General features: G+C 72.2%; 19 protein-coding genes and 3 pseudogenes. 9 read left to right on the top strand and 13 right to left on the bottom strand.

Annotation, left to right across the window (positions count from 1 at the left end):
• Positions 1-132 precede the first annotated feature (132 nt).
• On the bottom strand, positions 133-627 hold the full coding sequence (locus FRAEUI1C_RS19875; RefSeq protein ID WP_041259534.1) for an NUDIX domain-containing protein: 495 nt from the start codon (positions 625-627) through the stop codon (positions 133-135).
• A gap of 127 nt (positions 628-754) precedes the next feature.
• Here FRAEUI1C_RS19875 and FRAEUI1C_RS36520 point away from each other — a divergent pair, with 127 nt between their 5' ends.
• Together FRAEUI1C_RS36520 and FRAEUI1C_RS41160 are read left to right on the top strand one after the other, a co-directional pair.
• Positions 755-1,375, top strand: a complete 621-nt coding sequence (locus FRAEUI1C_RS36520) for a hypothetical protein (RefSeq protein ID WP_049806951.1) — start codon at positions 755-757, stop codon at positions 1,373-1,375.
• A 417-nt stretch (positions 1,376-1,792) separates the two neighbouring features.
• Positions 1,793-1,960, top strand: a complete 168-nt coding sequence (locus tag FRAEUI1C_RS41160) for a hypothetical protein (RefSeq protein WP_013425125.1) — start codon at positions 1,793-1,795, stop codon at positions 1,958-1,960.
• An 87-nt stretch (positions 1,961-2,047) separates the two neighbouring features.
• Here the strand turns inward: FRAEUI1C_RS41160 and FRAEUI1C_RS41950 are convergent.
• Positions 2,048-2,437 (bottom strand): annotated as a pseudogene (locus tag FRAEUI1C_RS41950) (RNA polymerase sigma factor); the annotation flags it as partial.
• A 323-nt stretch (positions 2,438-2,760) separates the two neighbouring features.
• Between FRAEUI1C_RS41950 and FRAEUI1C_RS36515 the strand changes: the two are divergent.
• Together FRAEUI1C_RS36515 and FRAEUI1C_RS19860 are read left to right on the top strand one after the other, a co-directional pair.
• Positions 2,761-4,287, top strand: a complete 1,527-nt coding sequence (locus FRAEUI1C_RS36515; RefSeq protein WP_013425124.1) for a toll/interleukin-1 receptor domain-containing protein — start codon at positions 2,761-2,763, stop codon at positions 4,285-4,287.
• Positions 4,288-4,398: 111 nt separating this feature from the next.
• On the top strand, positions 4,399-5,694 hold the full coding sequence (locus FRAEUI1C_RS19860) for a TIR domain-containing protein (protein WP_013425123.1): 1,296 nt from the start codon (positions 4,399-4,401) through the stop codon (positions 5,692-5,694).
• Between the two features lie 117 nt (positions 5,695-5,811).
• On the opposite strand, the gene FRAEUI1C_RS19855 is transcribed toward FRAEUI1C_RS19860, so the two are convergent.
• Both FRAEUI1C_RS19855 and FRAEUI1C_RS19850 read right to left on the bottom strand, forming a co-directional pair.
• Positions 5,812-6,291 (bottom strand): MEKHLA domain-containing protein, encoded by a 480-nt coding sequence (locus FRAEUI1C_RS19855; protein WP_013425122.1) that lies wholly within the window; start codon positions 6,289-6,291, stop codon positions 5,812-5,814.
• 127 nt (positions 6,292-6,418) lie between these two features.
• Positions 6,419-7,171 (bottom strand): FG-GAP repeat domain-containing protein, encoded by a 753-nt coding sequence (locus FRAEUI1C_RS19850; RefSeq protein ID WP_368411227.1) that lies wholly within the window; start codon positions 7,169-7,171, stop codon positions 6,419-6,421.
• A gap of 290 nt (positions 7,172-7,461) precedes the next feature.
• Between FRAEUI1C_RS19850 and FRAEUI1C_RS42200 the strand changes: the two genes are divergently transcribed.
• Positions 7,462-7,935, top strand: coding sequence for an SRPBCC family protein (locus tag FRAEUI1C_RS42200; RefSeq protein WP_013425120.1), 474 nt, complete (start codon positions 7,462-7,464; stop codon positions 7,933-7,935).
• Between the two features lie 75 nt (positions 7,936-8,010).
• On the opposite strand, the gene FRAEUI1C_RS19840 is transcribed toward FRAEUI1C_RS42200, so the two are convergent.
• Positions 8,011-8,496, bottom strand: coding sequence for a GNAT family N-acetyltransferase (locus FRAEUI1C_RS19840; RefSeq protein ID WP_232425058.1), 486 nt, complete (start codon positions 8,494-8,496; stop codon positions 8,011-8,013).
• A gap of 477 nt (positions 8,497-8,973) precedes the next feature.
• Here FRAEUI1C_RS19840 and FRAEUI1C_RS19835 point away from each other — a divergent pair, with 477 nt between their 5' ends.
• A complete protein-coding gene (locus tag FRAEUI1C_RS19835; protein ID WP_013425117.1) occupies positions 8,974-10,674 on the top strand; it encodes a DEAD/DEAH box helicase in 1,701 nt (566 codons plus the stop codon).
• A 124-nt stretch (positions 10,675-10,798) separates the two neighbouring features.
• Here FRAEUI1C_RS19835 and FRAEUI1C_RS19830 read toward each other — a convergent pair whose 3' ends face one another.
• From FRAEUI1C_RS19830 to FRAEUI1C_RS19815, 5 genes and pseudogenes are all read right to left on the bottom strand, one after another.
• Entirely contained in the window at positions 10,799-11,122 is a 324-nt protein-coding gene (locus tag FRAEUI1C_RS19830) for a WD40 repeat domain-containing protein (protein WP_041259532.1), read from the bottom strand.
• Positions 11,107-11,217, bottom strand: a pseudogene (locus tag FRAEUI1C_RS42310) (toll/interleukin-1 receptor domain-containing protein); the annotation flags it as partial. The pseudogene FRAEUI1C_RS42310 and the gene FRAEUI1C_RS19830, both read right to left, overlap by 16 nt.
• Before the next feature lie 339 nt (positions 11,218-11,556).
• Positions 11,557-12,708 carry an acyl-CoA dehydrogenase family protein gene (locus tag FRAEUI1C_RS19825; RefSeq protein WP_013425116.1) on the bottom strand — a complete coding sequence of 384 codons (1,152 nt, stop codon included), beginning with the start codon at positions 12,706-12,708 and terminating at the stop codon, positions 11,557-11,559.
• A gap of 204 nt (positions 12,709-12,912) precedes the next feature.
• Complete coding sequence (locus FRAEUI1C_RS19820) at positions 12,913-13,662, bottom strand: enoyl-CoA hydratase-related protein (protein WP_013425115.1); 750 nt, start codon at positions 13,660-13,662, stop codon at positions 12,913-12,915.
• Positions 13,663-13,798: 136 nt separating this feature from the next.
• On the bottom strand, positions 13,799-13,987 hold the full coding sequence (locus tag FRAEUI1C_RS19815) for a ferredoxin (RefSeq protein WP_013425114.1): 189 nt from the start codon (positions 13,985-13,987) through the stop codon (positions 13,799-13,801).
• Between the two features lie 174 nt (positions 13,988-14,161).
• Here FRAEUI1C_RS19815 and FRAEUI1C_RS19810 point away from each other — a divergent pair, with 174 nt between their 5' ends.
• Complete coding sequence (locus FRAEUI1C_RS19810) at positions 14,162-15,622, top strand: class I adenylate-forming enzyme family protein (RefSeq protein WP_013425113.1); 1,461 nt, start codon at positions 14,162-14,164, stop codon at positions 15,620-15,622.
• 124 nt (positions 15,623-15,746) lie between these two features.
• Here the strand turns inward: FRAEUI1C_RS19810 and FRAEUI1C_RS40245 are convergent, their stop codons facing one another.
• Together FRAEUI1C_RS40245 and FRAEUI1C_RS19800 are read right to left on the bottom strand one after the other, a co-directional pair.
• Positions 15,747-16,634 carry a hypothetical protein gene (locus FRAEUI1C_RS40245; RefSeq protein ID WP_013425112.1) on the bottom strand — a complete coding sequence of 296 codons (888 nt, stop codon included), beginning with the start codon at positions 16,632-16,634 and terminating at the stop codon, positions 15,747-15,749.
• 96 nt (positions 16,635-16,730) lie between these two features.
• On the bottom strand, positions 16,731-17,285 hold the full coding sequence (locus FRAEUI1C_RS19800) for a hypothetical protein (protein ID WP_232425057.1): 555 nt from the start codon (positions 17,283-17,285) through the stop codon (positions 16,731-16,733).
• A 171-nt stretch (positions 17,286-17,456) separates the two neighbouring features.
• On the opposite strand from FRAEUI1C_RS19800, the pseudogene FRAEUI1C_RS42195 reads away from it, so the two are divergent.
• Both FRAEUI1C_RS42195 and FRAEUI1C_RS19795 read left to right on the top strand, forming a co-directional pair.
• A pseudogene (locus tag FRAEUI1C_RS42195) lies at positions 17,457-17,900 on the top strand (MGH1-like glycoside hydrolase domain-containing protein); the annotation flags it as partial.
• Between the two features lie 79 nt (positions 17,901-17,979).
• Positions 17,980-18,285 carry a hypothetical protein gene (locus FRAEUI1C_RS19795; protein WP_041259530.1) on the top strand — a complete coding sequence of 102 codons (306 nt, stop codon included), beginning with the start codon at positions 17,980-17,982 and terminating at the stop codon, positions 18,283-18,285.
• On the opposite strand, the gene FRAEUI1C_RS19790 is transcribed toward FRAEUI1C_RS19795, so the two are convergent.
• Positions 18,275-21,055 (bottom strand): SpoIIE family protein phosphatase, encoded by a 2,781-nt coding sequence (locus tag FRAEUI1C_RS19790; protein WP_013425110.1) that lies wholly within the window; start codon positions 21,053-21,055, stop codon positions 18,275-18,277. The two genes, FRAEUI1C_RS19795 and FRAEUI1C_RS19790, sit on opposite strands and share 11 nt — an antisense overlap.
• Positions 21,056-21,237: the final 182 nt, after the last annotated feature.

The following is a 21,237-nucleotide window of genomic DNA, read 5'->3' as shown; positions in this document are numbered from 1 at the left end:
CTACCGGGGACTGTTTCAAGATCACGATGCAGGCTGCCGCAGGGGGCTGGGTCGTGATCGGTGTTTCCGGCGGTGTGCACCAGTAGGTCTCGGCGCCGGCCGGCGGGGATGACCCCTCAGTGGGTGCCGGGGTCAGCGCAGCGGTGTGCCGTCTTCTAGGTAGGCGGTCACACCAGTCGTGCGGGCCGCGAGGCAGACGGTGACCCGTCGGGCCAGCAGCGGCACCATCAATCCGGGCAGTTGGTCGATCGCTGCGAACCTCCAGGCGGCGAGTTCGTCGGCCTGCAGCTGGATCGCCGCGGTGTCGATCGCGGTCAGCGGCCCGCCGTCGAACACGAGGATCAGTCCCTCGGTGCGTTCGGCCGTCGCTGGCACCCAGTCGACCGCGAGAAGGCCACCGACTGGCCGGTCGAGGCCCAGTTCCTCGAACAACTCCCGGCGCGCCGCCGCATGAGGCGATTCATCCTGTTCGACGACACCGCCCGGGAGGTCCCAGCCTGGCCGGTAGGTCGGCCGCACGATCAGGACCCGGTCGGCGTCGTCCACGAGGATGACCGCGGCGGCCATCCGCTTACGCGGCAGCCCACGCTGCCACTCCAACGCAGCCGAACCGGCAGGAATGTCCACCCCGGTCACCGTAGCCGGCTTCGGTCACGTCGCCCGACAGCCGAGTGACCTGCCGGAATAGGTCCGCCCTGCTTTGGCCGCTCTACGCCCGCCGCCGCCGCCTCCGCGGCCTCCGTATGCTTCCGGCGTGCAGATCATGGCGGTAGGACCGCAGGCAGGCGGCCTGATCGCCATCGGCGTCCAGGCGACCGGGATCGTCGCCGTCGGCCAGAGCGCCACCGGTGTGGTGGCCGTCGGTCAGCTGGCGACGGGCGTGGTTGCCATCGGGCAGGTCGCCACCGGCGTCGTGGCCATCGGCCAGCTGGCCCGCGGTGGAGTCGTGGTGGGCCAGTTGGCGCTGGGCTTGGTCTCCTTCGGCATGCTCTCGATAGGCGTGTGCTGGTCGGCCGGCCTGGCCGGGATCGGTGCCTTTTCCGGACCGGGTCTCATTGTGAGCCCGTTCGGGCGCCTGTTCCTACGACGGCTTCCCGGCCGGGCTGCCGGGCTACCGTGGGTCACGCGGCGGCGTTCCTCCGGCGGTGCGAACCTGGAAGGGGCACCCGGCCGAGCGATCGAACTGCCGGAGGCCAACAGCGCGGCCGGGCCGGTGACGGCGGCGAGTCTCACGCCGCGGCGGCTGGCAGTCGGGGTAGCCGTATCGGTTGTCATCGCGTTGGTGTGGTGGTTCGGGGCCGGAGCGTCGCTCGTTGGCGCCGTGAACTCCGGCGCACCCACGGGCGTCTCGGTTGATGCGCCTCCGGAGGGCTGATCGAAGGGCCCGATCCTGGCGACCCCGTTGGGAGGGGTCGCGGAGCGTCGATGTTGCCGATGTGGATCACGAAGAGGTCGGCAGGGACGCCCAGCGGAACACTGTCGCTGTCCGCGGCTTCCACGGCGGCAGCTACACGGGGATCAACCCGATGGGCCTGCTCGCACTGATGATCCCAACTCACTCGACCTCGGCGTCGCTGTTCCATCCGCCTACGGCCGGCTTCACCGTCGCCCCGCGCAACCGTCGACGGGACGACCGTCGCCACGACGACCCTGAGCAGGCAGACCCCTTCCGCCACAGGCGTCACCGAACATGACGAACGCTCGGCCGCGACCGGGATCCACGGCGACGTCTTCCTTCCGGCACATACGACCACCCGCAGAGCAGGGGTCGTCCTCGTCGGCGGCTCCGAGGGTGGCCTGTTCAAGCGTCGGAGGCGCTGTTCCATACATCAGCGTCACGTCCACCAACGCGACGACCTCGACCGGCCTCACCACCAACCTCGGCGGAACGATCGCCGCCGACGCCGTCGCCTCCGCCAACACCTACGACCGGCTGCTGCGCTTCCTCGCGACGCGGTGACCGCAGCGAGGCGGCCACCGTTACTGGCCAATCATGACTGCGGCCGGTAGGCACTCGAGACAGATCACGTGTGGTTAGTTGCGCGGCCAGCGTTGCGCGGGCCTTGTGTAGGGAGAGCCGGACCGTCCCGGCGGGAATACCGAGGCTGATGGCAGTCTCTTTCGGGGTGTAACCGTCGAAGGCAAAGGCCATGACCTGCCGCTGGCGGGGAGGCAGTTGGCTAAGCAGGGCAAGGACTGTGTCTTCCTCAAGGCCCGCATCGAGCTCACCAGAGGTGGTGGGCCCGTCAGGTCGAGAGGGCTCACTGGGACCTCGCGGATGGTCAGGAGCCGGCGGGCATAGGCCCGACTGGCGGTCACGCGGACCCAGGCCCTGGGCGTGCCGATCGTGGACCAGAGCCGGTACGCCTGGGCCATGGCATCCTGGTGCGATCTGCAGGCCGGCGTGGATGCCGTGAGGCCATGGGAGCGGTGGCACCACCAGGAAGACCTGGGCTGCCAGTGCCAGCGCCAACAGCCGCCGCCGCGGCACGACGACCGTCGTGGGGGGCGCTGGGAGTGCGCGGCGGCGTCCAGCGAGCACAGCTCAGCGCTCCCCACGCGCGAGGTCCCGGCTGGTGCGATTCTGGCCGGTCTCCCCGCGGATTGCGGCCAAAGCCGTTCGGGCCAAGCCCGCCGGCCTTGGCCGCCACCAAAGAGCTGAGGGTGAGCTGGGCGCCTTGGACGAGTCCCGCGAGCCGATCAAGATGGGACACGCAACGCGGTAGCATAAACACCCGGCGCATCGGGACGGGGGCGAGGATGTCGGAGCGGCTTAGCGACGAGGAGGTCGAAGAGCTCGCGAGGGTTTACTGGAACCCGGTCGCGGCCAGCCAGCTGCTCGCGGCCGCCGGTATCGACCAGTATCAACTTCCGACGGGTTTCGACTACTCGCTGAGGTACTGGCAGCAGGTCGCGGCGCTGCTCGACCAGGGCGCGTTCCCGGGTGGACGCCGTAAAATTCTTGCTCGGGCCGCAGCAGACTACCCAGCGAACCCGGTGTTCGTTCGACAGCTAGCCGACCTCCGGAGCACCGCCGCCACGAATGACACGGCGCCGACCACTTCTTCCATCGCTCCTGACGGCCTGCGGCTCGGCAATTCCCGAGTGGTGTCGGGCGGCGAGTCCACCGACGCCTATCCGGAATCCGTTCACGGCACTGTGCTGGCCATCGACATCGTCCGCTTCAGCGCGCACGGCCTGATCGCCCGGCTCACGACGAACAGGGCGCTGGCCGAGCTTCTCGCAACCTCCGCCGTGGCCGCTGGGATTCCGTCAGGGCAGATCCAGTCGCAGGACCATGGTGATGGCTTCCTCGTCTTCATTCCGTCGGTGGTGCCGGTCTCGCGTGTCGTGTCGGGCCTCGTGGACGAGCTGCGGGCCGCCCTTCGGAAACACAACGGGACGCGCGGCTCCCAGGACCGCCTCCGGCTCCGCCTGGCGCTTCATGAAGGGCACGTCGTGCCGAGCGCGTACGGCTGGTCCGGCGCACCGATCGTGCTTGCCGTCAGACTTCTCGATTCCGCCCCGTTTCGAACCGCGATGGAGACGAGACCGGACGCGGACCTCGGCCTAATCTTGTCCGACGAGCTGTACCGGTCCGCCGTTGCGCACGGCAGGCGCGGGCTTGACCCGACGCTGTATCGCGAGGTCGAGGTCGAGGTGGAGGCGAAGGCGTTCCGGGCCCGCGCCTGGCTCATGATCCCTGACCAGGTAGTCCAACTCGGCCGGGCTGTCTCCGGGCCTTTCGCCGCGCCAGGCGATCCGGCGGTGCAACAGACCGATGGCTCGGCGCCCGACCCGGAGCGGACGGCACCGAGACGCGCGGCGGCCGGCGAGAAGTGGGACTTCTTCGTGTCGGCCGCCGAGGAGGACGCGAACTGGGCCGACTGGATCTCCTGGCAGCTGGCCGAGGACGGCTACACGGTGCGACTCGAGTCCTGGGACCTTGTCGCGGGCAACAGCTCGGTCGGCGTCCTGAAGGACGCGGTCGACTCCGCTACCTGGACAATCGTGGTTCTGTCGCCGGCCTATCTCAGCTCCGAGCGCCTCCGCACGAGCTGGCAGATCACCATGGGGTTGGCTGCGACCGGTGCCCGACAAAAGCTGATCCCGGTGCGGGTCGCACCGTGCTACCCGGACGGAATGCTGGGAGGCGTGCGGTATATCGACCTGGTCGGTCGAGACGAGGACGACGCGAAAACGTATCTCCAGCTGGCGGTCCGCCGCGCGGTGGACGACAGCTCCTACCGGCCGCAGATCAAACCGCCGTTCCCGGGCCGGGCTTAGCAGATGAGGACCGAGGGCCGACAGGCAGCACCGCCGGGGGTGGCATAGTTGTCAAACGGGGGCGGCGCACCGGCCGGATGGTTCACGCCGGGAGCCGACCGGCGGCTGCCGGTGACCATCCTTGGCCTCGATGTGGTCGGGTACACAGACCGCGACCCGCACGAGAAGAAAGAAATTCAGCAGGCCTGGCCGAGTATTCTCGGCAAGGCCTGCGAGAAGGCGCGTATCGGCGCGGACAACCACACCGACCCGGGCGGGCAGGAGCGCGGTGACGGTGGTTTCGTCGCGTTCCTCGGCTCCAGGATCCACAAGGATGTCGTCGCCGCCGACGTCGTGGCGAAGATCGCTGTCCAGCTCGAATACTACAACCGCTACCGCCACGGCGACGGCCGTATCCGCCTGCGCGTCGCCCTGCACTGCGGGGACGTGGACTTCGACGACAGCTGGAGCGGGGACCCGGTAGACGAGTGCGCCCGGCTCCTCGAAGCCGCCCCGCTCAAGAACGTGGTCAGGGACCAGCCGTCCGTCGACCTTGCTCTGATCATGTCACCCGAGATGTTCAAGGGCGCGGTGCTCAACGGCGAGCAGGGACTCCGGCCGGGGGACTACCGGAAGGTCGACGTGGAGGTGCGGAACTTCAGGAGCCAGGCCTGGCTCCTGAACACGGGAGGCGCCGCCGCGACGTCACCCGTCGACTTCCTGACCGACGCTGAGCTGGCGGGGCTGGCGGAAATCTATGACGGGCGGACCAGCGCGCTGAATGTCCTCCGGGAGGCCGGGCTGAACATGCGGCTCCTGTCGCCGGACCAGGCGAACCCGGCCGCGCGGCAGTCGTCCCCGGCCGCGTTCTGGCGTGAGGTCAACCTCAGCCTCCGGAACGGAGCGCTCGCCCAGGGCCGGCGCAGGATCCTGGAGCTGGCGCGCTATGACTTCTTCATCTCCGCGGTGCGTGCCGAGTCGAACTGGGCCGAATGGATCGCCTCCCTGCTGACCGACGAAGGCTATCGGGTCTACCTCGGCGACCTGAGCTACGCCGACACCGCCGAGATGACCGGGATTATGAGGCTCTCGCGGCGGTGGCTGGTCATCCTCTCGCCGGACTATCTGAAGTCGAACCCGTTCGGCGAGGTGTGGAAGCGTGAATGGGAGCATGACCCGGACCGTTTCTGGAGCACCATCGCGACGGTCCGCATCCGGGACTGTGAGCCAGCCGAGATCCTGACCGAGATTCCCGGCCTGGATCTCGTCGGCCTCAGCGAGCCCGAGATCGAGCAGCGCCTGGGCGCCAGCGCGCGCTCCTGGGTGCGGAAGGTCGACCGGCCGAACAGCAAGCCCCCAAAGCCCACCATGCCCGGCACCGCGGTCGCGCGCCAGGCGATCCACCAGGACCAGCTTGGCGGGCCCTGACGGCCGTGCGCGTGGCGGCCGCTCGGGCAACGGCGGCGCGAGCCGCTCCACAAGTCCTCGGTCAGCACGTCCTCACGCACTCCCGGACTGGTCGCCGCGCATCCACCTGAGGTTTGGTCAGGCGTCGGTCCACGCGCGGATGAGGGCGGCCTGCCCCCGCAGCGTGCCCTCGTGATCCACGATGTTCCAGACCGTCGCGTCCTCGATCCAGAAGTGGCGCCCGGACCGGGTGACCCGCCGGCCGCGGTAGTCGTTCGTGTACCCGCCACGCAGGACGCCTTTCATCAGCGTCTCGCGCTCGCCGCGGTCGGCCGGGGGAGCGGACAGCCGTGACGGCATTCCGACCATCTCGTCCCAGCTGTACCCGAAGATCCGCAGCGCGGTGGCGTTCGCGTAGACGAAGCGTGGGTCGGCCGCGCCGTCGTGTGCCAGGACCCCGAACGGCGCGTCGGCGTACAGCCAGCGGGCGGTAGCCAGCCTGTTCTCGCTGAACGGCGGCGCAGTGCCGACAACACGCTGGTAGCTCTCCGCCAGCAGCGTGGCGAACGCGTCGTCGTAGGGTCCGCTGACCGGCGACCGCGACGGCGTGGCGGACAAGTCGTCTCCTGCCCGGGAGCGGCGCCGACGGGTATCCGTTGGCGATCAGCAGCTTATGCGCCTCGCCGACATGCGCCGCGACGGCCGGTGCGCCGGTTCTACGCGCGCGGTGTGAGAGCAGGCAGGCTCATTGGCCTAGCAGGACGGGGCCGCAGCCAGCCTTGCCCGACACCGCGTCATGGTCGATCGGCAGCGTGTCAAGGCCGGCTGGCGCGAGGGTCCTGGTCGACAGGGTCACCAGCCGTGTGCCGTCGAACTGGTAGTTGGTCACCGTGAGCTTGTAGACGTTCGGGCCGGTGCTCGGCCCCGTCGCGGTGGCCAGCGCGGCGTTCGGTGACGACGACGGCCGGCAGGACCAGGAAGCGACGTACCCGGTCGAGCCCCCGTACGCCAGGGTGGCCTGCTTGCCGTCGAGGGTGACCAGGCGCAGGTGGCCGCCGACGTACCGGAAGAGCGTCGAGACCTGCTGCGCGGCCCCCTGGTCAACCTGGACGAACACCTCGGCGTGTCCGTCGGAGTCGGCGTCAGAGGCGCCGAGGAGGCGCGCGCTGGTGGGGTCGCCGGCCTGGAAGGCGACGCTGTCCGTCCCGCCGCCGGAGTAGTGGACGAGCAGCTGGGTACCGCTGACGCTCAGCACGTCGGGCCGGCCGTCACCATCGACATCGCCATCGACCGCCGGGTGCGCCCCGGCTGGCGGCGCCCCGAGTGGCGTCGATGCCGCCCCGCTGGCCGCTGGCGCGCCCGTCGCACCTTTTCCGGGTTCGGCCGTTGTCGGGTCCGACGAGGCTGGCCGCGATGAGGCCGTTCCAGCTGTGGCTGGCGCGTCGACATCGCCAGAACAGCTCGCGACAGCGACGACCGCGGCGACAGCCGCTGCCACCGGGACCAGGCGGCACGCGAACGACGAGAAGGGGACCACCACGAACTCCTCCAGCCGGGCGGGGGCGGGACACTCGCAACCCAACGCGGAGCTGATCTGGGCGTTCGGCCTGCGGGGCGTCCCACGGACCGTGCATCGTTGCTCCGCCAGAAGCGTAGGAACGCCACGGTCGCCTGCCCGCGGATCGTCGCGCTGATGACGGACATCGACGGACGACCCATCGAGGAACGGGCTGATCGTGCCCGTGGGCGACCTGACGCCGCCCTGGGGCCCGTGCCTACAGTAGATCCATGTCGGACGCTGTGGTGACGGCTGTCTCGGTCGGGGAACGCAAGGTTGCTCGACGGACGGTGGTGTCGGCGCCCGCTGTCCTGATCTTCGATCTGGTCGCTGATCCGCGGCGTCACCCGGAGCTGGATGGTTCGGGGACCGTGCGGGACTCGCGGGTCACTGGTCCTGACCGTCTCAGCGAAGGGGCTCGCTTCAGCGTGGGGATGAGGCAGTTCGGCTTTCCGTATCGGATCACGTCGACCGTGACGGAGTTCGGGGAGGGCCGTGTGATCGAGTGGCGTCACCCGCTCGGTCACCGCTGGCGGTGGGAACTTGAGGAGGTCGGTGCGGGCGCGACGCGGGTGACCGAGACGTTCGACTACACCCGTGCGCGCGGCGCGAGGGCCCTCGAGGTCTTCGGCTACCCGGCGAGGAACGGCGACGGGATCTCGGCCACGCTCAGCGCGCTGGCGAAGCGGTTCAGCCCGGCGTAGGCCACGTGGGCGCGGTCCGGAAGGCCGCGCCGATGGGGGCGGTGTTTGTCCGCGCGGCGGTGTCGTTTCGGTCGTTCACGACGAGTGGTGGGCACCTTCGGCCGGGTGGCAGGTGAGGGTGAGGATGCCGCCACCCCGGCGGGTGGGGCCGTGCGGGAAGACGGCGCGGAAGAGCGCCGCGGCGGCGGTGTTCTCGGGGAGGATCTCGGCGGTCAGCCGCGTCAGGCCGAGCTCGGCGGCCCGGTCGCCGAGCGCGGTCAGCAGCTGGCGGCCGACGCCTTGGCGGTGCATCGCGTCAGCGACGGCGATGGCGATGTCCGCGTCGCCGGGGCCGGTGCGCGAGAGACGGACGATGCCGACCGGGCGAGGGCCGTCCGGGGTGCAGACAAGAGCGACGAGCGCCAGCCGGTCGCGGCCGTCGACGTCCAGCAGCGTCGCGCGGAACCGGTCGGAGAGCCGGTGCAGCGGCGAGTGGAACCGCAGGTAGCGGCTGCGTTCGGACAGGCCGGCGAACACCTCGTCGAGGATCGTCCCGTCGTCGGGCCTCAGCTCGCGGATCACCGGGGCGGCCCGCCGGATGGCTCGGCGCGAGCATGGGGAGGCGGCCCGCCGGCCGTCGCCACGCTGCCGTGGCTGACGACCGGTGCGGGCGCCGGCCTGTGCGTGCGCATGCATAGGCGAGGGCGTGGAAACCGTCATGTAACCAGTGCAGGTCGCGGCGCGCGAAGCGTCCCGCCGCAGTCGCGTCTCGGACGCCAGCTCGTTCGGTCGCGCTCGCGACATTCGCCACCGGGAATACCGTCAAAGTCAAAGGCGGTGTCAGCGCGGATCGACGTAGGACTGCCGGACCTGGTCCATCAGCATCAGCCAGCCAGCGGGACGGTCATCGTCGGCCAGCAGTTCGAGCCGCGGTCCGCCCTCGCCATCCATCCGCCCACCCTCAATGTGCCTTGCGGGCTGGGTGGTGCGCCGGAGGGCGGCCCGGGCGCCTGAGCCCCGGTTTCACCAGGCTGCCGTGCCGGAACCGTATTCTCAGGTGTGACCGAGTCCGAAGACCAGCCGACGTTCCATGATCTAGGGCTTGGTTCCCCAGTCCTGCGGGCCCTCACCGAACTCGGCTACGAGGTGCCGTCGCCGATCCAGGCCGGCACGATCCCCGCCCTGCTCGACGGCCGCGACGTCGTCGGGCTCGCCCAGACCGGGACCGGCAAGACCGCTGCGTTCGCTCTCCCGATCCTGTCCAGGATCGACGCGCGCAGCACCGCCACCCAGGCGCTGGTGCTCGCGCCGACCCGGGAACTGGTCCTGCAGGTCGCCGAGGCGTTCGGCCGGTACGCCCACCACCTCACCGGCCTGCATGTGCTGCCCGTCTACGGAGGGCAGGCCTATGCGCCCCAGCTGGCCGGGTTCCGCCGCGGCGCGCAGGTCGTCGTCGGCACTCCCGGGCGGGTTATCGACCACCTGGAACGCGGGACACTCGACCTGGGCGGCCTGCGCATGCTGGTCCTCGATGAGGCCGACGAGATGCTCCGGATGGGCTTCCAGGAGGAGGTCGACCGGATCCTCGCCGACACCCCAGATGCCAAGCAGGTCGCGCTGTTCTCCGCGACGATGCCCGCGCCGATCCGCCGCATCTCCCGGCAGTATCTGCGTGACCCGGTCGAGATCACCGTCAGGGCCCGGACCGTCACCGCCGCGAACACCCGGCAACGGTTCCTGACCGTCGCCGGGCCGCGCAAGATGGACGCGCTCACGCGGGTCCTCGAAGTCGAGCCGTTCGAAGCGATGATCATTTTTGTGCGGACGAAGTCGGCGACGGAGGACGTCGCCGAGCGGCTGCGCAGCCGCGGGTTCGCCACCGAGGCGATCAACGGCGACCTCAGCCAGCCGCAGCGTGAGAAGCTCATCGCCCAGCTCCGCGACGGCACTCTCGACCTGCTCGTCGCCACGGACGTCGCCGCCCGCGGCCTCGACGTCGAACGGATCACCCACGTCGTCAACTACGACATCCCCACCGACCCGGAGTCGTACGTCCACCGCATCGGCCGTACCGGCCGCGCCGGGCGCAGCGGTGAGGCGCTGCTGCTCGTCACCCCCAGGGAAAAGGGTCTGCTCGCCGCGATCGAGAAGGCGACCCGTCAGCCGCTCACCGAGATGGAACTGCCCACCCCGGCGGATGTGAACGCCCGGCGGGTCGCGAAGTTCCACGACGCGATCACCGCCGCGCTCGACGCGCCAGCCCACGCCGTGTTCAGGGACCTGGTCCTTGGCTACGTCGGCGAGCATGACGTGCCGCTCGCCGACATCGCCGCGGCGTTGGCCGTGATGACCCGCCAGGAACCGGGGGAGTTCCTCCTCCCACCGGACACCGCCCCGCCTGCCCGTGAGAAGCCCGCCCGCGGCGCGGGCAGACCACGGCCGGTCTATGCCTCCTACCGGATCGGGGTCGGGCATTACCAGCGGGTCACCCCGGGCCAGATCGTCGGGGCGCTCGCCAACGAGGGCGGCCTGGACCGCGCGGACTTCGGCCGTATCGACATCCGGGCTGATTACAGCCTTGTCGAACTCCCCGCCGACCTGAGCAAGGATGCCCAGCGGGCGTTGACCCGCACCCGCATCGCCGGCCAGCCCCTCAACCTGCGCCCCGAACGGCCCGGCCGGGACTCCGGCGCGCGACCCGGCGCCAACCGCCGAGGAAACCCCGCCCCCTCCGCCGGCAGGACGCGCCGCCCCACCTGACGTCACGCCGTCGCGTGGGTCAGCTGTGAAGGCACGCCGGGCAGAGATCCCTCGACCGTGGCCAGGAGGCTGACGTCCTCACGAGCCGCCGTTGTCCACGGTGTTGACGGCATCGGCCGGTGGGTCAGGATGACGGCTGGTCGGGGCAGGTGTTCCGGTATGGCTCGGTGGCCAGGTAGCGGGTCCATTCCTGCTCGTTCAGGCCCCGGCCGGCGCGTTGGCAGGCCACCTGGACTGCCGAGTTCCGCAGGTATTGGAGCACGCTGGTGTCCCACAGCCGGACGGCGCCGTCGTCGCTGCCGGAGGCGAGCAGGCCGTCCGGGCCGAACGCCACCGAGCTGACCCGGCTGTCGGCATCGGTGGGTGTGGCGCCGAGCGGGCGGGGCGCGGTTCGGTCGCGGACGTCCGACAGCCGCAGCCGCCGGCCTCCAGCTGCCAGCCGACCCACTGCGCCCACGCCTCGTCCGCGGACGCGTACGACACGAAGAAATCGGCAACATCACCGGTCCGGACCGCATCCGGCCAGCCTCCCCCCGTGACCATGCGGACAGCCTGCCACAGGCAGCACCAGCCGCCGTCACGTCTGCACATCGCCGACATAGTCCGAACGCCGACTCACCCAGTGACCAGCCGGAGGGCTGTCTCTACTACGACGCCTCGGTGGGCCTGCCCGGAGCCCGACCCAGGCAGGTCCCCGAGTGGGCCGGGCACAGCGTCCGCGTGCTGCTCGGACCAAGATCGCGTCCACACTGTGGTCACAGAGAGCCGGACGCCGCCGGCTACAACCGGACCGAACCAGACACCCGAGAACAGCGTCCCGCGACCGGACGTCGACCTTCCGGAGCCCGGCGGGGGACTGTGACCTGCGAATACGCAGGCAGATCAGGCCCGCGCGAGGTGCCGGCTGATCACCAGCCGCTGGATCTGGTTGGTGCCTTCGAAGATCTGCATGACCTTGGCCTCGCGCATGTAGCGCTCGACCGGATAGTCCTTGGTGTAGCCGGCGCCGCCGAAGACCTGGACGGCGTCCTCGGTGACCTTCATGGCGGCGTCGGTGGCGACCAGCTTGGCGATGCTGGCGGCCTTCGAGAACGGGCGGCCGGCGTCGCGCAGCCGGGCCGCGGTCAGCATCGTCGCCCGTGAGGACTCGACGGCGGCGGCCATGTCGGCGAGCAGGAAGCCGAGCCCCTGGTGGTCGATGATCGGGCGGCCGAACGCCTCGCGCTCGCGGGCGTAGGCGATGGCGTCGTCGAGGGCCCGTTGGGCCAGGCCGGTCGCGGCGGCGGCGATCCCGAGACGGCCGGAGTCCAGCGCCGACAGCGCGATCGGCAGGCCCTGCCCGGGGACCCCGACCAGGCGGGAGTCGGCGACCGGCGCGTCCTCGAACCCGATCTGGGTGGTGGGCGAGGCGGTCAGGCCCATCTTGCGCTCGGGCGGGTAGACGATCAGGCCGGGAGTGCTGGCGTCCACGAGGAAGCAGGAGATGCCGCCCCGGCCCTCGCCGGTGCGGGCGAACACGGTGTAGAAGTCGGCCGCGCCGCCGTGGGTCACCCAGGCCTTGGTGCCGGACAGGACGTAGTCGCCGCCGGTCGTGGTCGGGGGAGTGGCGGTGGTGCGCAGGGCCGCCGGATCGGAACCGGCATGCGGCTCGGACAGGCAGTAGGCGCCGAGCAGGTCACCGGCCAGCATCCGCGGCAGGTGCTCGGCCTGCTGCTTCGGGGTGCCGAAGGTCGCCAGCGGGTAGCAGGACAACGAGTGGACGCTCACCCCGACGGCGACCGACGCCGACCGGTAGGCGATCTCCTCGAGGACCTGCAGGTACACCTCGTAGGGCTGCTCCCCGCCGCCGAAGCGTTCCGGGTAGGGCAGGCTCAGCAGCCCGGCCTGCCCGAGCGTCCGGAACACCTCGCGGGGGAAGCGGGCCTCGGCCTCGTCCTGCGCCGTGCGGGGCTCCAGCTCCTTGGCGCAGATCTCGGCGGCGAGCTCGACCAGCTCACGCGCCTCGTCCGACGGCAACAGACGCTCGACCGGCACGGCGACCCCTCCCTGGTACAGCGGGTGCCGGGCGCGCTGCCCGGTCGGCCGGCCTGGCCGCGTCGTGGACGGTCTCGCCTCACGGCGAACCGCCTGCGCCACAACGCCTGACCCGTGGCCTGACCGATCGGGGCCGGAGCCCGGACGGGCCGAACTGTACCAGGGGGAGTACTCGGGTACTACTTCTGGTTCGGGTCCACCGGCTTAACGCTTGGTGATGCGGGCGATCGCGGCCTGGGCATCGGGGGTCTTGGAGGTCGCCGTGAAGACCACGCCCTCCAGCGCGGCGGCGGTGTGCAGCTCGGCGACCAGCGCCTCGGGGTGCAGCAGCCGGCGCACGGCCGCGAGAGCCCCGGCGGGGCGGGCCAGCAGCGCCTCGACCCGGTCGGCCACCCGCGCGCGCAGCGCCTCGGCGTCCGGGAGCACCTCGGTGACGATCCCCGCCTCGGCGGCCGCCGCCGCGCCGAACGTGTCCCCGAACAGCAGCAGCCCCGCGGCCCGGCCCGGCCCCGCCACCCGCGGCAGCAGCACCGACGACGCGGCCTCCGGCACCACCCCGAGGTTGACGAACGGCATCCCGAACTTCGACCGGGCCGTCGCGTAGACGAGGTCGCAGTGCAGCAGCATGGTCGTGCCGATGCCGATCGCCGCGCCGTCGATCTCGGCGACCAGGACCTTCGAGGTGTCGATGAGCGCCCGGATGAAACGGGCCGTCGGTCCCGAAGGCTCCAGCACGTCCCGCTCGGCGATGTCCGCCAGCTCGTTGCCGGCGGTGAAGGCGCCCCCGCTGCCGGTGAAGACGACGACGCGGACGGCCGGGTCGGCCTCGGCGCCGACGAGGGCGTCGCCGAGCGCCTGGTACATGTCCTGGGTGATCGCGTTGCGCTTGTCCGGCCGGTTGATCCGGACGGTCAGCACCCCGCCGGCTGTCTCGGTCAGCACATGGTCGGTCATGGAGCCTCCTGCCAGTGTTCGGAGTCGGGTCACACGCGACGCGGCCGGGCCGGTGCCGGTGTGGGTTACCGGCATCAGCCCGGCCGCGCCGAACGTCCGAGACCGCCGCCGCCCGGAGGCGGCGGCGAGGGAAGAGCTAGTCGACGATCTTGATGGCCTGCTTCGGGCAGGCCCGCACGGCCTTCTCGATGTCGGGCCGCAGCGACTCGTCGGGCTCCTCCTCGACGGAGAGGTACTCGTTGTCGTCCAGCTCGAAAACGGACGGGACGAGTCCGACACAGATCGCGTTGCTCTCACAGACGTCGAAGTCGACGACGACCTTCATGATCTGCCTCCTTCAGGGTGCTCCTCGCGTGGCGTCGCCTTATCAAACCGCATATGCCCGGGTGGGGGGAGAAGGAGCGTCGCCGGCCGGACGAACCCGCTGGACCTGGGTGGATCTTCAAGATCGTTACCAGGGTTCGGGTGCCATGACGGCATATTGGATACATTTCGGTTCATGCTCGCGGAGACGGTACGGGCGGCGGCGCTACGGTTCGGCGCGGCGACGGCGTTCGTCGACCCGGACGGGACGCCACTGTCGTTCGCCGGCCTGGACGAAGGGTCCGACGCGGTCGCGGCGGGGCTCGCCGCCCGCGGCCTCGGCCCGGGGGACCGGTTGGTGTTGCGGCTCCCGTCGACCAGCCGGTACGTCCTCGCCTACGCCGCCGCGGCCAAGCTCGCCGCCGTGACGGCCGGGGTCAACCCGGTGCTCGCCGCGCCCGAGCAGGACCGGCTCACCGAGCTCGCGGACCCGCGCCTGGTCCTCAGCGACCCGGCCGAGGTCGACGAGCTGGCCGCGGTCGGTGCCAGGCTGCTGGCCGCGGGCACCGCGACGCCACCGGTCCCGCTGCCCGCGGACGCCGGCCGGCCGGTCGCGATCGTGTTCACCTCGGGCACGACCGGGACGCCGAAGGCCGCGGTCTTCACCAACCGCCAACTGCGGGCCGTCACCGAGATCGACACAGGCGGCGCCTGGGCGGACCGGCCGGGTGAGCCGGCGCTGGCCGCCACCCAGTTCGCCCACGTCGGGTTCATGACCAAGCTGCCCTGGTACCTGCGCCGTGGCCTGCGGATGCTCATCCAGGGCCGCTGGCGGGCCCGGGACACCCTCGCCCTGCTGGCCGAGCACCGGATGACGACCGTCAACGCCGTCGCCCCGCAGCTGGCGCTGCTGCTGCGGGTGCCCGACTTCGACACGTTCGACCTCAGCGCTGTGACACTGATCGTCGCCGGGGCCGCCGCGTCCCCGCCGGCGCTCGTGGAGGAGGCCCGTCGCCGGCTGCGGGCCCCGTACAGCGTGCGCTACTCGTCCACCGAGTCCGGTGGCTGCGGGCTGGGCACCGCGCCGGACGCCGACGACGACGAGGCGCTGTTCACGATCGGCCGGCCGCGGCCCGGCATCGCGTGCGAGATCCGGGACGACGACGGCCGGGCGGCGCCCGACGGCGAGGTCGGTGAGCTGTGGCTGCGCACCCCGAGCGCCTTCGAGGGCTATTGGCGGGACCCGGCGGCGACGGCGGCCACGCTGGTCGACGGCTGGGTCCGTACCGGCGACCTCGGCCGGCTCGACGAGCGCGGCCTCGTCCGCCTGGTCGGGCGGCGCAAGGAGATGTTCATCCGCGGCGGCTACAACGTCTACCCGGCCGAGGTCGAGGCCGCGCTCGGCACCCACCCGGCCGTCGCGCAGTGCGCCGTCATCCCGCGCGCCGATCCGGTGATGGGCGAGATCGGTGTCGCCGTCGTCGTCCTGCGCGACGGCGCCGCGGCCCCGACGCTGGCTGAGCTGCGCGCCCACCTGGCCCCGGTGCTGGCCCGCTACAAGCTTCCCGAGGACGTCCGGGTCGTCGCGTCGCTGCCCCTGACCGCCGTCCACAAGCTCGACCGGGCCGCCCTCGCCCGGCAGCTCGCGCGGAGCTGACAGCAACCGGCGGAGCACGACGGCGGCCCAGACAGCCTGTCGCCCCGCACCCCGGCCAAGGGGACCCGGTGGTCGGGTCCTGGCCGCGATGCGGGGCGACAGGGATGGTTCGTTCGGCGGGATGTCAGCGGTTGCTGAGGACCTTCTCGAAGAAGTCGCGGTAGCCGCGCAGCGCCTTGCGGAGGTCCTCGGTGGAGGGCTCGCCGTGGGTGCGCCACGCGTCGCGCAGCCCGGTGTGCTCGCGGTTGATCTGCTCGGTCAGCGCCCGCACCGCGTCCTCGACCAGCTGGTCGGCCTTCTCGACCGCCTCACGCGGGTGGTCGACGAACTCCATCAGCACCTGCCGCCAGTCGCCGGGCGCCTCCTTGCCGCCGGCCGCGGGCTGCTCGGGTCCGCCGGTGCCGGTGCCGGTGCCGGTGCCGGTGGCCGCGGCGACGGCGACGGCCGGGCCATCCGGCGGGCCGGCGACGAAGTCGTCCGCGACGGGCTCGTCCACCCGGCTGTCCCCGGCGGTGGTGCCGAGACCGACCGGCGGCGCCGAAGCCCGCGCGTCGATCGGGTCCGTCCCGTCGACGGGGTCGGTCTCGACCGGTGCGACGACGTGCTCGTCGCCATAGCTGTCGCTCGGGACGACGGCCTCGTCCACCGGCGCCGCGGCGGCAACCGGCTCATCCGCCGGCGGCGCCTCGTGGTCCGACGAGTTGACGATCACGGGCTCGTCGAAGGGCGCGGCGGGGGCGACGGCCACGGGCTCACCGAACGGCGTGGCACCCGCATTCTTGTCGGCCGGGGTCTCGTCCAGGGGCTCGTCGTTCCGAGCCCCGGCCTCCGGCTCGTCCACCCGGCTGCCGGGGGTCTCGACGGTGTCGACGGCCGCGGTCCGCGACGCCGGCTGCTGCTCCGCCGTCCGGGCCGGGTAGGCGAACGGCGGCTCCGCGACGGCGTCCTCGCCCGTGGGCGGGAGCGGCGACTCTGTTTCGTCCGTCGTGTGCAGGCGGTCCGACAGGCTCATGACGTGTTCTCCTTGTGCTCGGGTTAGGAAAAGGTGGTCGGCCGGACCGTGGCCGAGGCCTTGGTGGCCCGGCCGTCAGGCGGCTCGGCGGTCCGGTCAGGCCAGGGCCGCCGGGCGGTTCGAGCTCTCGGTTGTCGCCGGCTTGGCGGCACCGTCCACGAGCCAGCTGAACGGCTCCCGGTAGTGGACGAAGGCGGCCCGCAGGTGCTCGGTGCCCTCGCCGACGCCCTCGCTGGTCGCCTCGGCGTTGGCCTGCCGATACGGCCCGACGACGGCGGGCCGGTCGGCGGCCAGCAGTTCGGCACGCTCGTCGAAGCTCTCGACCGGGTAGCCCCGGGTCCGCATGACCTCGGTGATGAGCTGGTCCGCCTGTCGGGTGGCCGCCGTCGGGTCGTCGACGAAGAAGGCCTGCAGCTCGTCCCAGCGGGCGGTGTAGTCCGCGCGCTCGCTCTCGTCCAGCGGGCGGATTTCGAGACCGTCACGGCGGCGCGCGATTTCGGCGAGCCGGCGCTCGGCCTTTTGCCGGTCGCCGGTCTGTTCAACGGCGCGGTCGTATTCCGGGCCGAACCTGCGGCGCAGCGCATGCGTACCGCCGCCGCGCTGGACGAGCCGGTGCGCGAATACGACGGCGAGAACCGCCAGCGCAATCACACAGAGCGCCAGAATAATCCATCCCAATGCCGACACGGCGTTTCCTCCGTACGATCGCTGCCTGCCTGTCACGTTCGCCCGTTACGTCCGCACCGGTACCCGGGACTTTGGGGGGCAAACGCCGGAATCTCCCCCGCGTGAAATCAGGTCCGGGGGACTCCACCCCGAGGGGTGACCGTCCCGACGCGCGGGCGGCCAGGTCGGGCACGGTGCGCGGGTGGTTCTGGTCTGGGTGGGTGTGCGCCACGCCCTTTCGGGGACGAACCCCTCAGGCGAGGTGAATCTGCGAAGGGGCGGCACGTGACAACGACGCGGGACTCGTCCTCACCGGGCGGGACGCCCGCACCGACCACGAGCCCTCCCCAGGTCGACGCCGCGCGGTCGCGCGCGCTCGAGGTGCTGCGTGCCAACGACGGCGGGGGATTCACCAGGCCGTCCGCGCGGCTTTACCCGCATCAGTGGCTCTGGGACAGCTGTTTCGTCGCCATTGGCCTGCGTCAGGTGGACGTCGAACGCGCCGCCGACGAGGTGATGTCCCTGTTCGCCGGGCAGTGGCCCAACGGAATGCTGCCCCACATCAGGTTCTGTTCGGCGCAGGGCGAGCCCTATCACGCGGACTCGGGACTGTGGCGGGTGCGCAGCGAGGTCGAGAACCCACCGGTACCGGAAACCAGCGGGGTCGTGGTCGGACGCCGTGCGCCATCTCCTGCCGGAACAGGTCCGCGCCGTCAGGGACGCGGGCGCCCGCGACGTGCTCGGGGAGATGGTCGCGGCCGACGCGGGGCAGGAGCTGCCGGCCACCCTGGTCCGGGCGATGCGCACCACCCGGGACGCGTTCCGGGCCCTGCTGGTCGACGGATTCCCCCGCCACCAGGACGTCCGCACGGGTCGGCCGCTGCCGGGCGAGACCGTGGCGGGCCTGCTCGCCCTGTACGCCGGCACCCTCGCGCCCGAGCAGGCCGGCCCGATGACGGGTGCCCGCCCGGGCGTCAGGCGGTGAGGGAGACCGCGAGCAGGGCGGTGTCGTCGTCGTGGCTGCCCCGGGTCAGGGCGGCCAGCGCCCGTTCGCACAGGTCCTCGGGCCCGGTGGCTCCCGCGGCGGCGCTACGCAGCAGGGCCATCCCGTCGTCGACCGACCGGTCCCGGTCCTCGACCAGGCCGTCGGTGTACAGCAGCAGGATGCTGCCGGCGGCGAACGGCACCAGCGTCTCGGAGTAGCTCGTGCCAGGCTCCCCGGCGCCCAGCGGCGGCCCTGGTTCGACGGTCACGAACCGCGGCTCGCCGTGCGGGGGCACCACCAGGGGTGGCAGATGGCCGGCCGAGGCGACCCGCAGCTCGCGGGCCGCGGGGTCGAGGACCGCCATCGCCACGGTGGTGATCTGTTCCTGTTCGAGCCGGCTCACCGCCGCGTCCAGCTGCACGAGGACCGTCTCGGCCGGCAGGCCGGCGGCCGCGTTCGCCCGGGCGAACGCCCGCAGCTGGCCCATCGTCGCCGCCGCCTGGATGCCACGGCCCATCACGTCGCCGATCACCAGGGCGATCGTGCCGTCCTCCAGGGTCAGGACGTCGTACCAGTCGCCGCCGACGAGCGAGCCGGCGCCGGCCGGCAGGTAGCGCCAGGCGAACTCCACGCCGTCGACCCGCGGCAGCCGCTGGGGCAGCAGGATGCGCTGCAACGTCAGCGCGGTCTGGCGCTCCTGCTGGTACTGGCGGGCGTGCGCGAGCGCCACCGAGGCCCGGTCGGCGACGTCGCCCAGCAGGCTGACGTCGTCCGCCGGGAACCCGGCCGAGCGGCGCAGCCCGAGCACGGCGACCGTCACGCCGCCGATCCGCAGCGGGACGGCGAGCACCCCGGGCGACTCACCCGAGGGCGCGGCGCCGGGCTCGCCGGCGGGTGCGGACGGCTGGGCCGACGGGGAAACGGTGGTGGCCGGCGCGCTGACGGACGTGCCGCGCCGGGCCGCGAGGCGCATCGCCGGGTTTTGGCGCGGATCCAGCGGCCGGGCCTGGCCGCCCTCGGCGCCAGCGCCCGTCTCGGCGGCCAGCCACGGCTCCTTGTCCAGTTCGTGCAGGTACACCGCGGCGTAGTCGGCGAGGTCAGGGACGACGAGCCGGACCAGCTGGCGCAGGGTCTCGCCCTCGTCGAGCCGGGCGGTCAGCCGCTTGGTCGCCGTCGCGAGGAAGCTCATCCTGGCCCGGGCCGCCCGCTCGGCCGCGAACAGCCTGGCCCGTTCCAGCGCCAGCGCGCACTGCGCGGCGAGCGTCTCGGCGAACAGCCGGTCCTGCGGGCCGAACAGGCGCGGGTAGTCGAAGGAGAACCGCAAGGCGCCGAGCACCTCGCCGCCGGCGGCCATCGGCAGCGCGCACAGCGACACGGTGCCCGGCTCCAGCTCGCGCAGCAGCGGGTAGCGGTCCCGCGTCTCGTGGACGGACTCCAGCCAGACGGCCTCGCCCTCGCGGATCGCCTCGGCGGCCGGCAGCGCGGCGTCACGCCGCTCGGCGCGCAGCTGGGCCACCAGCTCCTGCGGGTACCCGACGGCGCCCGGCACGGCGAGCAGCTCGGGGCCCTGCGGCACCAGCAGGCTGCCGCCGCTCGCGCCGAGCGCGGCGACCCCCTCGGTCAGGACCACCTCGGCGACCTGCTCCGGCCGCGTCGTGGACGCGAGCGCGGCGGTGACCACCTGCAGGCTGGAGCCCCGCTCGGCGGCTCTCCTGGCGGCGGAGGCCTCCGTCAGGGCGCCGAGCAGGAACTCCTCGAAGGTCGGTGTCACAGGGGGCTGCTCGCCTCGGCCGGCGGCGCGCAGCTGGGCGACGAGTGAGGAGATGTACCAGTGGCGGAAGGCCCGGTGGGTCGGCGGGGTCTCCACGGTCAGCAGCCGGGCGGCCCGGGCGTACTCGTCCGCCCGGTCGATCGCGGCCAGGTACTCCTCGGCCGCGTCCGCCGCGGACACCGGCAGCACCAGCTCCAGGGAGGTACGCGGCCGGCCCGACGCGGCGGCGGTCAGCGCCTGGCGGCGGATCGCCTGGCGCGGCTCGACGAACGTCGTGGCGACCACGGAGATCAGCTCCGTCAGCCGCGGCGAGACGGCCGCGGTCTCGCCGCTGGCCGCGCCACGGGAGGCGAGGGTGAACTCGCGGACGAGATTGTCGACGTGGCCCTTGGCGGCCAGCAGCAGGTCGGTCGGGACGTCGCCGAGCCGGACCCGGAAGCGTTGCTGCGGGCGCACCTCGGTCCGCGCCGCCGCCCGGTCGGCGGCGTCGGCCTCGGCGCCGGCCGGGCCTGGCACCTGGTCAATCGGCGTCGGGCCCAGTTCGGCCGCGCCGTCGTTTCGGTAGCCCCGCCTGGGCGCCACCGCGGCCGCGCCGGCGGCGAACTCGGCCCAGATGACCTTCCCGCCGCCGTCGGCCGTGGTGCCCCAGCGGGTCGCCACCTCGTCCAGGATCAGGATTCCGCGCCCGGTCAGAGACTCGGCGCCCGCCCGCCCGCGCAGCGGGGCCACCGGGCTCGCGTCCGCGACCTCCAGCCGCAGCCCGAGGCGGGTGCTCAGCAGCCGCAGGGTGACCGGCGCCGCGCCGTGCAGCAGCGCGTTCGTCAGCAGCTCGCCGGCGACCAGGGCCACGTCCATCTGCAGTGCGCGCAGCGACGGCTCGGCGCCGGACAGCGTCGCCGCGACCAGTCGCCGCGAGCGCGACACGGCTCTCGCGTCGCTGTCCGCGTCGATGGAGACATCGACGAGGATCTCCCCGTCCGCGGCCGCCGAGCTCCCCACCGTCCCCTAGACCTCGCTCGCCCCCGTGCGGGGACCGCCGGCGCAGCTTTTCGCTCGGGCGGTCACTGTGCGTCCCCCGGGTTGGCGCTCCCAGGGCTGTCGATCACGTGCGTGCCTGTCGATCACCTGGTATCCGACCGTACACCGATTCAAGGACGTTGAGCCCGGTCGGACGGGGTGAG

Origin of the sequence: Pseudofrankia inefficax, from assembly GCF_000166135.1 — a bacterium.
In the GTDB taxonomy this organism is placed as follows: domain Bacteria; phylum Actinomycetota; class Actinomycetes; order Frankiales; family Frankiaceae; genus Pseudofrankia; species Pseudofrankia inefficax.
This window is presented reverse-complemented; position numbering and strand designations above follow the sequence as displayed.

Excerpts from the sequence above, each read along its gene's own strand:
- FRAEUI1C_RS36515 (WP_013425124.1), top strand. The coding sequence starts at position 2,761 with ATGTCGGAGCGGCTTAGCGACGAGGAGGTCGAAGAGCTCGCGAGGGTT.
- FRAEUI1C_RS42200 (WP_013425120.1), top strand. The coding sequence starts at position 7,462 with ATGTCGGACGCTGTGGTGACGGCTGTCTCGGTCGGGGAACGCAAGGTT.
- FRAEUI1C_RS19820 (WP_013425115.1), bottom strand. The coding sequence starts at position 13,662 with ATGACCGACCATGTGCTGACCGAGACAGCCGGCGGGGTGCTGACCGTC.
- FRAEUI1C_RS19815 (WP_013425114.1), bottom strand. The coding sequence starts at position 13,987 with ATGAAGGTCGTCGTCGACTTCGACGTCTGTGAGAGCAACGCGATCTGT.
- FRAEUI1C_RS19810 (WP_013425113.1), top strand. The coding sequence starts at position 14,162 with ATGCTCGCGGAGACGGTACGGGCGGCGGCGCTACGGTTCGGCGCGGCG.
- FRAEUI1C_RS40245 (WP_013425112.1), bottom strand. The coding sequence starts at position 16,634 with ATGAGCCTGTCGGACCGCCTGCACACGACGGACGAAACAGAGTCGCCG.